We start from the raw sequence: 12982 nt of genomic DNA on the forward strand, positions 1-12982 counted from the left end.
GTGAGGGAGCAAATTCTGGTTATGTCGGCATATCTGCTGGCTATTACAATGGCGCAAATGTGCAAGCAAACCCAATAAATGTTATGTGGTTTTACATGCGCGCATACCCGCCAAACGGCGTAATGCCTGGCTATACCGTAAACACTACTCCAATAAGCGTTTACGTTTCTGCGTCTTCAAACCCAATAGCGTACGGCTCGCAGGTTGTGGTAACTGCGCACTGCCCATACGCTACGGACGACTGTGCACTCGATTATTCCAACAATACGCAAATCGCTTCTGGGGCAGGCTCCGCATCATATACTTTCAACGCCTTCAGCCTTGCTGCAGGCACCTACGGGTTTTATGCAAATGATATAACAAACAGCACGCTCAGCTCTCCATTCCAGCTCACAGTAAGCAAAAATTCAACATACGAGTTCTCGCTGCTGGTCCCATCGAACTATTCTTATGAAAATGAGTCTGCCAAAGTCACAGCAACGATCAGCACAAGGAACTCGGTAATAAAGGGATCTTTGTACTTTAATGGCACGCTGATAAATTCAACTTATTCAGGTTCGCTCAACTATGTTACGCGATCGCATGCGGGCGATTACGCGTTTACGTTCAACACCCCTGGCAACGCAAACTATTCGGCAGAATCGATAAACCGTACGCTAGCAATACTTAAGGCGCTGCCTACACTTAAATGGATAAAAACATGCGCTACGCCAATATATGACGGTGCGCAGTTAACATGCACAGTAAACGCCTCAATCTCAACGATCAACAACCAGGTAAACGCAAGCCTGTACTTTTCGAATACTCTGATCAATTCGACAAATAGCATAATAACCTATGCAAGCGGCTCTGGATCTGCAACTGCAGCTGGAAGCACCGTTTTCACTTTCAATACTCTTGGCAATGAAAATTATTCAATTGCTTCAATAAACACGACATTCACAATAGACAAGGCAATTCCAACGCTTTCATGGATAAAGGAATGCAGCAATTACGTTTACAGTGGCAGCGCATGCACAGTAAACGCCTCAATCTCAACGATCAACAACCAGGTAAACGCAAGCCTTTATATAGGAGGCACATTGCTCGGCAAGACCAATAAGTATATAACTGGCAACAGCCCGAGTGCCGCTAGCACGTATACATTCACATTCAGTACGACCGGCAACAGCAATTATACATCAAATTCCATATCAAACCAGTTTACAATATCAAAAGCCACGCCTGTGGACTATCTGTATGTAAACAGCAGCGGGGTCAATGCCATAGTCACTACGGTAAGCAATCAGCTTGCAGCCAATCTCTACCTCAACGGCAATCTCATAGCCAATGACATATACACAGAGTACACGACAAACATACCTTCAACAACCGGCCTTTATGTTTATGCGTTCAATTCCACAGGAAACAACAACTATACATCATTCTCAATAACCAAGAAATACCTGTTCAGCACCGCCCCGACGCTTCCAAGCGGCATACTATACTATGTGCCAATAGGGTTGGATAATAACCAGAGCGTTGCAACGCCTGCGCCGTTCCAGCAGTCTGTAAACATAACAGAAAGCTCTTATTCGGGGAACATTGTGTACAATGACAACTTTGCGAACTTCGAGTATTTCTATGCAAACGGGACCGTAATACCTGCATGGATAGAGGAAAATTCATCAGGCAAGATCCTGACATGGCTCAATATCGCCAACGGGATTCCAGCGCATTCAAACATTGTAGTATACCTGGGCTTTGCATCCACAAGCACAAACCTTCTCTCAAGCAGCGGCACAACAGGCATAGGCGAAGCCCCGCAGCTGTCAAGCACCTATGGCGAGTACGATGATGGCGCTAGCGTGTTTAACCATTACTGGAACTTTGCCGGTGCAACGCTGCCGAGCGGATTCACAGAAAACGTGCTAAGCAATCCTGCAGGGGCAACAGGAAACTATGCAGTAAATAATGGCATTACCATAACAAACACAGATGGCCAAGACTTCTGGGACAGCGATTACATGATAACGCTGGTTTATTACTCAACCCCAGTCACTACAATAGGGCAGATATGGCAAACAAGGATAGACTCGCTTACTGGCAATTCAGGAGATGGCGGCTGGACAAAGGCAGGCATAGTTATACAGAATAACATAACTGATTCGTCAGTTTCAAACGGCGAAGCGGCAATCGAGGCAACCTCAGGGCAAGGATTCGCATACCAGTGGCAGAGCGGCACATCGTATGTGGCGCCTTCAGGAAGCTATCACGCATACGGCGGATACAGCATATCATATCCTGCGATAGAAAGCCTGATACCTGAAAGTACTTCGACAGTAGGCGGCTATTATGGCAGAACCCTTGGCTCTTTGTCGCAGGAAGGCTATTCTTCTACTCCTACTTCCATGTCTTCTACTGGCAGCGTAGGCCTGCTTATAACCGCTCACTATGATGCTGGGACTTCATCAGCAACCTTCCAGTACCTTCTGTCACGCGCCTATCCCCCAAGCGGCGTAATGCCAGTGCCTCTTTTCGGCTCGCTATCATAGCCTTATGCTGTATTTTGCTTATATTATGCATGCGCCAAAGAGCGGCACAGCTGGGTCTTTAAAAATGGGCTTTTTGTGTCGTGCAAAATAAGAAAAAAAGTAAAGTTTTGCTTCAGCATCATTTAAAAACCTTGTTGCAGACTTAAAATATAGATTATTGGTGAATAAATGGACGCAAAAGGGGATAGTGATAAAATAGGTGCATTAAGCGCAAATGCCACAGAAGTGGAGCTCCAGCTGGATTTGGACAAGAGCATGGAGGAAGAGAAGATAGACCAGAACCTTATATCAAACATAAACAACGTAAGGCCTGAAACTGGAGGAGATTACGATGCAAATGCGGTAGACCCTATACTGGCGCCATATCACAGGACAATAGAAGAGATAGAGGCCATGCCAGTAATAGAGCGCACAAAGACAGTGTGCCCAGAATGCAAGCTCGTGATAGACGGCACAATATACAAGGACGGGGACAACGTAATGATCAGGAAGAAGTGCCCAGAGCACGGCTGGACTGTTGAAAAGTACTGGGAAGACTATGACATGTACATGAAAATGAGGCGCTACAACTATTTTGGCAGGGGCTTTGACAACCCGAATTACATAACAGAGACCAAGGGCGCAAACTGCCCGTTTGACTGCGGAATGTGCGAAAGGCACAAGTCGCATACAGGTCTTGCAAACGTTGTGGTAACAAACAGGTGCCACCTGAGCTGCTGGTACTGCTTCTTCTATGCAAAAGAGGGCGAGGCGATATATGAGCCAAGCCTGCCTGAAATAGAGAAGATATTCAGGAACCTGCGCAGCCAGAAGCCAATACCTGCGAACGCCATACAGATAACTGGCGGCGAGCCGACAATGCACCCGCACATAGTTGAAATAATAGAAATGGCAAAGAAGGCCGGCTTCGACCAGATACAGCTCAACACAACAGGCATAAACCTTGCCCTGAATCCTGACCTGGCAGTTAAGCTAAGGCATGCAGGAGTCAGCACGCTTTACATGAGCTATGATGGCGTAAGCAAGAGGGCAAACCCCAAGAACCACTGGGAGGTGCCTATGACTCTTGAAGCTGCAAGGAAAGCAGGAATAAGCATAGTGCTTGTGCCCACAGTAATACGCACAATAAACGACCACGAGCTTGGTGCAATGATAAACTTCGCGCTGAACAACAGCGACATAATAAGGGCAGTAAACTTCCAGCCTGTGTCGCTTGTGGGAAGGATGCCTTCAAGGCTAAGGGAAAAGCAGCGCATATCAATACCAGGCGCCATAAAGCTTATAGAGCAGCAGACAAATGGCGTAGTGGCCAAGGAGGACTGGTTCTCAGTGCCTTACATAGGCGGAATAAACAAGTTCATAGAAGCCCTAACAGGCGAGTACAAATACGACATGTCCATACACTTTGCATGCGGCGCAGGCACTTACATATTCGTGGACAGCGACAACAAGATAATACCGATAACAAGGTTCGTGGACGCGGCAGGCCTTGTGGAGCACCTGCAGAGGGCAGTCGACGAGATGGAAGGCAAGAGCAGGCTTGAGAGGCGCATGATAGCGGTAAAGACGCTGCTAGGTTTCAAGAAATTCATAGACAAGTCGCACCAGCCAAAGTCTGTCAATTTCTCAAAGCTGCTGGGCTCTGTATTCCTGAAGCACGATTTCGCAAGCATGGGCAAGTTCCAGATGAAATCAATATTCCTTGGCATGATGCACTTCCAGGACGAGTATACATACGACATACACAGGGTAGAAAAGTGCGACATACACTACGCCATGCCTGATGGCGAGGTGCTGCCTTTCTGCACATTCAACGTATTCCCAGAAGTATACAGGGACAAGGTGCAGAAGCAGTACAGCATACCCTCAATGGAGTGGCAGCAGACGCACAAGGACTGGAGCTATTCAAAGGACAAGTACATAAGGAACATAAAGGAGCTTGAGGCCAGCCCGCAGTACCGCAAGACGTATGGCGAGATGATAGACTATTTTGCGCTGCCGGTCAACGGCGGCAAGCCTGTCGCCAACTTTGCGAACGAGGTGCTGAAGAATTGAATTGGGCTTTTGTTTTTTAAGCCCTTAAATATGCATGGTGCTTTGGATTGGACAGATCTGACAAAAAGCCTAAAATGAGCGAGTATCAAGAGGACTTGATAAAGAATTCAAGCATAGACCAGGAGATGCTGAAGAAGCAGTACATAGAGGAGAACGGCAACCTGTTCAGGGTGCCGTACAGGATGGTCGCTAAGGTCACTTTCAGCAACGTGAGCAAGGCAGATTTTGTAGACCCAGAGCATGCGGCTCGTTTGCAGTACAGGCTTATGCTGAATGACGCCATACTCAAGGCGCGCGTGCATTACGCAAAAGGCAACATAGTCATAATCTACAATCCGGAAAACGCCGACAACCTGAAGGAGAAGATAAGCCTCGAGGAAATAATAAAGTTCCTTAATAGCGAAGGTGTGCATGTAAGCGCTGCGAACGCTGTGAAAGAGGACTATGACTACTACAAGAATTTCTATTCCTACGCCTTTAGCCCTCCAGCCATACGCGAGCACGCACCATACGGCTATACGCTGCAGGAATGGCGCAAGATAAAGCCTGAGTGGGAAAAGAAAAAGGTAGAATACACTGTCAAGAAGGAGCAGCAGTTCCACGACTGGCAGATGAGCTACCTTAGAGAGCATCCAGAGCTGGCAAAGGAGCTCGGAATTGAGCTGCAGGATAAGAAAAAGCTTACCCTGAAGGAAAAGCTGCTCGGCAGGAAAAGCAGCTCAGGCAAGGGATTCTGGTTCCACGGAGCATAAGCCCTAGTTTTTAGCCAGGCAGCTTTGTCATTGCTATTATGCCGTCTATTACTCCGTTCGCCCCAACACCGCCAGTGCTCCTTACAACGATCCTGTGGCTGAGCACAGGCCTTGCCAGGTATTTTATATCGTCTATTGACACATCGCTCCTGCCCTCGACAAGCGCCTTTGCCTTGCCGCATGCCATGAAGCTTATCTCGGCCCTTGGGCTTGCACCCATTAGCACGTGCATCTCCTTTCTGGTCGCCTGAGCTATGGAGGTTATGTATTTTACGACCTCGTCAGATATATTCACGGCCTTTGCCTGCTTCTGCAGGCTTAGAACATCCTCCTTGCTCAGCACCCTGTTTATGTGCGTGCTTTCTTCGTTTTCCTTTATCCTGAGCATCTGCTCTTCATCCTCAGCCCTCGCATAGTCTACTGCTATGCGCATCAGAAACCTGTCGGCCAGGACCTTCGGCAATGGCGACGTGCCCTCTATGTTCAGGGGGTTCTGCGTGGCAAACGTTATAAAAGGCCTTTCCAAGGGCATTGTTGCTGTGCCGAGCGTTACCTGCTTCTCCTCAAGCGCCTCAAGCAAAGCGGTCGCAGTCCTCTGGGGGGTCCTGTTAAGCTCGTCTATAAGCAGTATGTTGGTGAATATGGGGCCCTTCTTTACCTCCACGTTCTTTGTCTTTTCATCCAGATACGTGAAGCCCACGACATCCTTGAACTCCAGGTCCGGGGTTCCCTGAATCCTTGCAAAATCAGCCTCTATGGTTTCGCTCAGGGCCTTTGTCATTGTAGTCTTGGCGAGCCCTGGCACACCCTCAAGGAGCGCGTGCCCGTCAGCTACGACTGCTATGAACATCAGCTTTATTATTTCATCGTTGCCTGCGACCTTTTTCTTTATCTCCTTTACGACAGCTTCAAATGCATCCTTTGGATTCGTTATATGCACCTTGCGCTTAGCGCAGTATTATTTCGCATGCCCTATTTATAAAGATTATTACTTGCCGCGCCTGCATGCGCAAAAAGAATGCAAAGCTAAGCCCCTGCACGCAACATTTATAGATGTTGATTTTACAATATCAACTGTTGTAAGAAGTACGTTAATGTCTAGTGGTGAAAATGATTGGCAAGAAGGCAGAGCAGAACGGCTTTATAACGCTTGACGAGGTCTACGAAATACTCAAGGAGCGCAAGAAGAGCCCTAAGCCGCTGACATACGAGCAGCAGCTGGCATACGAGTATGTTGAAAAATTCAAGCTGCCAAAAAAGCATACTGAAAAGGCAAAGTCCGATCTGCAGAAGCTTGGCATTCTGAGCGATTATGCAGTGGCAAAACTTATCGAGGTAATGCCAAAGAACGCCGGCATGGTCAGGCAAATACTTGCAAAGGAAAAGGGCAGCATAGACGATTCGGCGATAAGCAAGATACTTGAGATAACTACGAGCAAGGGATAATCTGATGCATGCAGTTTCAGTATACATAAATGAAAAAGCGGGTACTATCACATGGAAGGGGAGAAAAGGGAGGAATATGCGGTTGTGCTGGACTTCATGTCTAGCGGAAAGTCTTTTTCTTCAAGGTCAGAGCCTGTCGCACAGCTGATAGGCGAGGAATGGTTTACACTTTTTGAAGCAACGCCAAAGCCTTCGATGCAGCTCAACATAGGGGAGCGCGTTTACATAGGCAAGGGCGAGCGCGACAAGATAGCAATGATACGCTTCAGGATAAGCTATTCAGAGCTTACGCAGACAGCGCAAAGCAACCTCAAGAACGTCATCATGCAGATAATAAAAAGCAACCCGGAGCGCTTTGTCGCGATCTTCAACAACGCAGGCCCGTTAAACATACGGGAGCATTCGCTTGAGCTGCTACCTGGCATAGGCAAAAAGCACCTGCAGGCAATACTTAATGCAAGGAAAGAGAAAAAATTCGAGAGTTTCGAGGACATAACATCAAGGATACCGCTGCTTCAGGACCCTGCCGGCATGATAGCGCAGCGCATAATACTAGAGCTCGAAGGAAACGAAAGATTCTACATGATGACAAAGCCGTACTTCAAGAAGGAGCAGCGCCAATAAGCGGTCTAAAAGAAGTTGAGCAGAGCTAGGCCTTGTCCAGGTGTATTGCTGGCACCACTATGGCGCGCTTTGCATTCATTATTTTTACCTCAACCACATAGGCGTCGCCGCGTTTCTCTGTTATAACGCCTATCCTGCCCTTGTAGCGCGGATGAGGTATGTTCTTGAAATTGCCCTTCGGCACTATTGCGACCTTGTCCCCGACATTGAAATTCTTTATAAAAGCCCTGACCGGCTGCTTTGAAGGCACGTGATGCCTTGAAATATTCCTTGTCTTGCCTGAGAAAAGGCCTGCGGATCTTTTTGTCATATACATCATCAACAATACAGTTAAGCTTTAAGCGCTTATACTATTTAGACCCAATCTTTATATGCATTTTGATGCTGCCGCAAAATAGCCGAGCAGGCATCGATAAAGCAGGCCAAGCGCAATATACATAAATATTTATGCCTTAACGCTTAAAAATCTTCTAGGTGTTTTTAAATGGCAAAATCACAGCATCATGATTCGGCACAGGGCAAGCACATTGTGCTGCACCCGACATACGAAGTAGTGAATATGGTTGCGAGTGCAGACCTTAACATAGAATTGGACTTGTACGGCCTTGCAAGGCTTTCTTACGATGTGGACTACGAGCCTGAGCAGTTTCCCGGAGCTATACTGAAGATACATGATCCGAAGTCTGCGCTGCTGCTCTTCAAGAACGGCAAGATCATATGCACTGGTGCAATGACTGAAGCAGCTGTCAGGCGCTCCATAGGACAAGCCATAGAGCTGATTAAAAAGTACAAGAGGCAGCAGGGCAAGGCCAAGTAAGGCAATTGCACGGCATACTACTCGAAATCCGCAAAAGCGGCTGATTCAAAAGGTGCTAGGTCAAATGGACAACGTATCTGCAAGCTCTAAGCTGGCAAGGTCGTATATGGCCATAGCCTTTGCGTATCTGCTCATAGGCACTCTCATACTGGCGCTTGACCTTACCGGCCTTATATCAGTAAAGCATGACCCTATATTCGTGCTTGAGCTTTATGGCTTCGTCACGATGATGATATTCGGGCTTTCGTACATTTTCGCTCCGGGGCTCTCGCATGCAACTTTTGCGAATTACAAGTCAGTTGCGGTTGAACTTGCAGCTATGAATGTAGGCATAATAATCCTGTTCTTATCGATGGTCGGGCTCTTCGGGAGTGCAGCAATGGTCCTACTGCCGTTGGGCCTGGCATTGCTCCTGCTTGCAATAGCCATACACGTGGCAAACATCTGGCACATAATGGCTCTTGGAAAGACAATAAAGCCAGTCGTGCAGCAGCAGCCAAAAGCGTAAAACCTTGGTGCATAGAATGGGAAAAGTATACGAGTTCATGTCTGGCGAGCATCACGAAGAGTATGAACTTCTCGAGCAGTTCAAGCTTTCAGGATCTTCAGAATACTTCGAAAAGTTTGTGTCAGGGATATCCAGGCATATGGAGTTCGAAGAAAAAATATTATTTCAAATAGTGGAGTCCCATACTGGCGAAACCGTAAATCCGCTGCTTGAGGAGATATCGCTGCAGCATTCCAGGATAAGGTCCCTGATGCAGGAAATAAGCCAGATGATTAAGAATCCAGGATCCGGGGAAAATTTCGATGCACCTGTTTCAGAGCTCGAGCAGCTACTCAATTCTCACGATTCCATGGAGGAATCGGACTTCTATCCTTGGATTGACGAGTACGCCGATCCGGAAGAGGTAAAGAATGCATTCGAAAAGCTTAATGCCATAAAACCAAACATTTAAATATTTATATGACTAATTATATCAGTAGTGATATAATATGAGATATGAAATGAACGACGAAGACGGTCGAGGATCTGGAAGCGGCTGCGGGTGCGGCTGCAGAAACGGCGAAGGAGGCATGCGCGGAAGGATGCACGGCTCTATGGGTATGCATATGCGCGGCATGGGCAATTGGATGATGGACGGAATTGATGATATGGGCCCGCTGCACAAGGAAAGGCTCATAGAAAAGCTTAAGCTCTACAAGGAGGATCTGGAGGCGCAGGCAAAGTTCATAGCAAGGCGCATCGACGAGATACAGAAGGGCTCAAGCGAATCCGAAGAAAAGGAGGAATGAAATGCCAAGAGGCTATTGCAACTGCGGCCCTTTCAGGGTAGACATAGTGCCGAAGGGACTGCTCAAGCCCCTGGTCCTTAAATTGCTCTCTGAAAGGCCAATGCATGGCTTTGAGCTTATGGAGCAGATATTCGAGAAGACCAACGGCATGTGGAGGCCTGGCCCTGCTGCAATATATCCTACGCTTGAGTGGCTCGAGGCAAACGGCTACATAAAATCCGATGAAACAGAAAGGAAGCCTGAAAAGACGAGAAGGCAGTACTCAATAACCAAGAAAGGCACCGAAGCCCTGGAAGACTACGAGAAATCGGCAAAGGAAATCAAAAAAAGGATGCAGGAGTTCAGCACAGTATATGGCAGGATATAAGGGCTGCAGGCAGGTTATCCGAGCTCTTTAACGCGATTGCAGCATTGCATTCTTCGCTTCTGTTCCTGATGTTGTATTAGTGCGGCAACCCAAAGCATTGCCACGACAAGTCATGTGCTCAAACTTATGATTTGCTATTGAATAACCATGCTGGGCGCACGCAGGCCTTAGCAACGAAAGCTTTAAATATTTATCATTACTAAAAACACTACGCTGTATTGCTTATTCTGTAACAACCCTATTCTCATCCACCCGGGGCGTATGGAAACATACGCCTCATTGTAAAACACTTAGCCTTGGCTTTGCCCTGTTTTTTGCAAAAACCAAATACGCAGTATGCCAAATGCCCTTGGTGGAAGGCCTTATGCCCTCCTGCCTTACCAGGATATCCCTGAGCATGCATTCATACGTGCGTATGTCGTAGAAGCCGCCCTTTTCAAGCCTTTTTATAAAACGTGCGACCTGCTCTACGTGCGGCAGGTAGCCAACGACCATGCCGCCGTCCTTCAAGCTTTTTTTGCATTTCCCCAAAGCCTTTTCTGCGCTCGGCATGTCAAGCGTTATAAGGTCGGCATCCCTCTCTTTGATCCCCTTCGTTATGTCGGCATTCCTGAATTCGAGATTGTCGACCTTTGCCATTGCTTTGTTCTTTTCAGCGATCCTGATGAAGTCCTCCCTTACGTCATAGCTCACAACACGTTTGCATACCATGGCCAGAGCCACGGCAAGCCATCCGCTTCCGGTGCCTGCATCAATGCAAAAGCTTTGCTTGTTTACGCCAGAATATGCTATTATTATCCCTATGTCCTTTGGAAGTATCACCTGAGGCCCGCGCTTGAAGCGCTTATAAGGTTCCGGCAAGTCTATGTGCATCATATCAACCGTTTTTCTTTGATTTCGACCTTGTTTTTTTGGCCTTGGCCTTGCCCTTTGGCCTGCGCTTTGGCCTTGCTGTTTTCTTCTTCGGCGCGGGCCCAGCCATGCTGTCGGCAGTGGCTGCTGCATTTGAGCTTTCGCTTTGCTGCTGCGGCTTGGCCGCTGCATCCTCCTTTTTCCTGAACTGCACAAGCCTGTGCGTGCAGTTCGGGTCAAGATCCATCTCAAAAGGCCTCATGCCTTTCCTTATGACTTTTACTATGGGCGTTTTGCAATACTCGCATACCCTGCCTGTAGGCACTATCTTCGCCTTTTGCACAAGCGGATAGGTGTTGGTGCACTTTGGATAGTTTGAGCATGCAACAAACTGCTTCCCTGCGCGCGAATGCCTTATTATGAGATTGCCTCCGCACTTCGGGCATATTCCAAGCACGCTGCTTTCCATAAGCCCTGCCTTCATCGATTCTGATATCTGCAGCCTGTTCTTGTCGAACATGGCCAAAGCCTCGAGCAGCATCTTCTTGCCGCGCGCCAGCACTTCGTCCTCCTTTTTCGCGCCTTTTGCAATGCCATCCATGTCTTCCTCAAGCTCCCTTGTTGTGCTCTCCTCCATTATCATAGGGCAGTTTTTTTGCAGGGAGTCGAAAACGCTCATGCCGAAAGCCGTCACTGATATGCTTGAGCCCTCTATATAGCCGCGCTTGAAAAGCGTATCCACAATGCTCGCCCTTGTAGCCTTTGTGCCGAGCTCCCTCTTTTCGAGCTCAGCAATCAGGCTTGCCTTTGTATATCTCTTTGGCGGCTTAGTCTCAAGGTCTTCGATGCTTGGGTTTTCCGCAGGGTAAGTGTTCCCTGCTATAAACTCCTTCATCTCGCGTTCCTCGATCCTTGCATACTTGTATGTATCCAGCCAGCCGTTGCTAAGCACTTTGGCGCCGCTTGCGGAATAATGCTCTGAGCCAATGGCGGCTTTGGCATTTATCCTTGCAACCACGGCCGGCTCGTCGAAGCATGCAAGAAACCTCCTGGCTATAAGGTCATAAAGCATGCTCTCCTGTTTCGTAAGGCCCTTAGGCGCGCTTCCGGTAGGGAATATTGCAGGATGCGCTTCATCTGTCTTTTTGCCTTCTATTGGCTTGAACCTGCCCTGCTGCACAAGCCTTTTCGCTATAGCTTCGTAATCCGGATTTTCGCCCAGGGCTTTTATTATATTAGGAAGCCCAAGCGAAAACGGCAGCTTCTGGGAAGATGTCCTGGGATAGGATATATAGGAATGCTCATACAGGCTTTGCGCGATTGCCAATGTCGCAGAAGGGTCGAACCTGAATACGCGGCTTGCTTCCAGCTGCAGCGAAGTCAGGTCAAATGGAGGGTACGGCCAGCGTTTTTCCTCGCTTTTTTTCACTTCTTCAAAAACAGCATTTCTTATATTTGCTTCTGTCTCATGCAGCGCTGCGATTGCTGTATTTTTGTCAAAAATGTCGCCTCTTGTGTTCTGGAACTGGGTGCCGTTTATGTATACAAAAACGCGCCAGAACGGCCTTGGCGTAAATGCAGCGATTTCCTTTTCCCTCTTTGCGAGCAGCGCGAGTGTCGGGCCCTGCACCCTGCCTATGCTCAAAGGCTTGCTGCTGCCTATGCTGCCCAGGGCGTATGTCAAAGCGCGGCTTAGGTTTATGCCCCATATCCAATCCAGCATGTGCCTTGTCTCGCCAGCATAGAAATTGTTCAAATCAAGGTCGGAAAGGTTCCTGAAGGCTTCGCTTAGGTCCTTAGTCGTAGTGGTAGAAAACTTCATGCGTTTAGCATGCACGCTCAATTTTTCTACCGGCTCGTCCATCACGGCTTTTATTACGTTTGTGCCTATCACAGTGCCTTCTATGTCGTAGTCGCAAGCATTTATGAATTCGCTGCACTGCCTGGCTATGTCCTTTATGGCGTCAAGATACTGCTTTGTGAAGGCAGAGCTCTTGCTGGCTTCGTACGAAGGCGCCCATTCTACATCAAGGATAGGGTAGCCCCTTGAGGTGCCTACCTGCTTTATCGTAAACAGGTGGCCGACTGCAGGAGCTACGAACAGCGACCCGCTTTCTGATTCTATCTGGAAATAGCTGGTCTTTCCATGCACAATCCTTTTCTGCGAGCCGTTCCCGAGCGCAATGGCTATGCGCAGTGCTACACTGGGCTTTTCGGCTATTATCAAAGTATTCAAAAA

The 12982-nt window shown here is 48.0% G+C and carries 14 protein-coding genes; 10 read left to right on the forward strand and 4 right to left on the reverse strand.

Features of this window, described 5'->3' with window-relative positions:
- The 3 genes from M1125_00525 to M1125_00535 form a co-directional block, all read left to right on the forward strand.
- Positions 1–2534 (forward strand): hypothetical protein (locus M1125_00525; protein MCL5404315.1); only part of this gene is annotated, 2534 nt, incomplete at its 5' end.
- A gap of 168 nt (positions 2535–2702) precedes the next feature.
- A complete protein-coding gene (locus tag M1125_00530) occupies positions 2703–4589 on the forward strand; it encodes a radical SAM protein (protein ID MCL5404316.1) in 1887 nt (628 codons plus the stop codon).
- 47 nt (positions 4590–4636) lie between these two features.
- Positions 4637–5341 (forward strand): hypothetical protein, encoded by a 705-nt coding sequence (locus M1125_00535; protein ID MCL5404317.1) that lies wholly within the window; start codon positions 4637–4639, stop codon positions 5339–5341.
- Positions 5342–5351: 10 nt separating this feature from the next.
- Here the strand turns inward: M1125_00535 and M1125_00540 are convergent, their stop codons facing one another.
- The gene (locus tag M1125_00540) at positions 5352–6281 is read right to left on the reverse strand and encodes a MoxR family ATPase (GenBank protein MCL5404318.1); all 930 of its coding nucleotides are present in this window, start codon (positions 6279–6281) and stop codon (positions 5352–5354) included.
- 170 nt (positions 6282–6451) lie between these two features.
- On the opposite strand from M1125_00540, the gene M1125_00545 reads away from it, so the two are divergent.
- Both M1125_00545 and M1125_00550 read left to right on the forward strand, forming a co-directional pair.
- Positions 6452–6787: a DNA-directed RNA polymerase subunit F gene (locus M1125_00545; GenBank protein MCL5404319.1), complete on the forward strand. Its 336-nt coding sequence runs from the start codon at positions 6452–6454 to the stop codon at positions 6785–6787.
- Between the two features lie 51 nt (positions 6788–6838).
- Positions 6839–7411, forward strand: coding sequence for a DUF655 domain-containing protein (locus tag M1125_00550; GenBank protein MCL5404320.1), 573 nt, complete (start codon positions 6839–6841; stop codon positions 7409–7411).
- 25 nt (positions 7412–7436) lie between these two features.
- Here the strand turns inward: M1125_00550 and M1125_00555 are convergent, their stop codons facing one another.
- Positions 7437–7721, reverse strand: coding sequence for a hypothetical protein (locus M1125_00555; GenBank protein ID MCL5404321.1), 285 nt, complete (start codon positions 7719–7721; stop codon positions 7437–7439).
- Between the two features lie 174 nt (positions 7722–7895).
- On the opposite strand from M1125_00555, the gene M1125_00560 reads away from it, so the two are divergent.
- The 5 genes from M1125_00560 to M1125_00580 all read left to right on the forward strand — a co-directional run bounded on the left by M1125_00560 (position 7896) and on the right by M1125_00580 (position 9891).
- A complete protein-coding gene (locus M1125_00560; GenBank protein ID MCL5404322.1) occupies positions 7896–8228 on the forward strand; it encodes a hypothetical protein in 333 nt (110 codons plus the stop codon).
- Positions 8229–8292: 64 nt separating this feature from the next.
- Positions 8293–8736, forward strand: a complete 444-nt coding sequence (locus M1125_00565; GenBank protein ID MCL5404323.1) for a hypothetical protein — start codon at positions 8293–8295, stop codon at positions 8734–8736.
- Between the two features lie 16 nt (positions 8737–8752).
- A complete protein-coding gene (locus M1125_00570; protein ID MCL5404324.1) occupies positions 8753–9187 on the forward strand; it encodes a hemerythrin domain-containing protein in 435 nt (144 codons plus the stop codon).
- 37 nt (positions 9188–9224) lie between these two features.
- Positions 9225–9524, forward strand: coding sequence for a hypothetical protein (locus M1125_00575; protein ID MCL5404325.1), 300 nt, complete (start codon positions 9225–9227; stop codon positions 9522–9524).
- 1 nt (position 9525) lies between these two features.
- Entirely contained in the window at positions 9526–9891 is a 366-nt protein-coding gene (locus tag M1125_00580) for a PadR family transcriptional regulator (protein ID MCL5404326.1), read from the forward strand.
- A gap of 276 nt (positions 9892–10167) precedes the next feature.
- On the opposite strand, the gene M1125_00585 is transcribed toward M1125_00580, so the two are convergent.
- Positions 10168–10764 (reverse strand): methyltransferase domain-containing protein, encoded by a 597-nt coding sequence (locus M1125_00585; protein MCL5404327.1) that lies wholly within the window; start codon positions 10762–10764, stop codon positions 10168–10170.
- A 4-nt stretch (positions 10765–10768) separates the two neighbouring features.
- A complete protein-coding gene (topA, locus tag M1125_00590; GenBank protein ID MCL5404328.1) occupies positions 10769–12979 on the reverse strand; it encodes a DNA topoisomerase I in 2211 nt (736 codons plus the stop codon).
- Between the last annotated feature and the right edge of the window lie 3 nt (positions 12980–12982).

The sequence above is a fragment of the Candidatus Marsarchaeota archaeon genome, from assembly GCA_023485295.1.
Lineage (GTDB): Archaea > Micrarchaeota > Micrarchaeia > Micrarchaeales > Micrarchaeaceae > Micrarchaeum_A.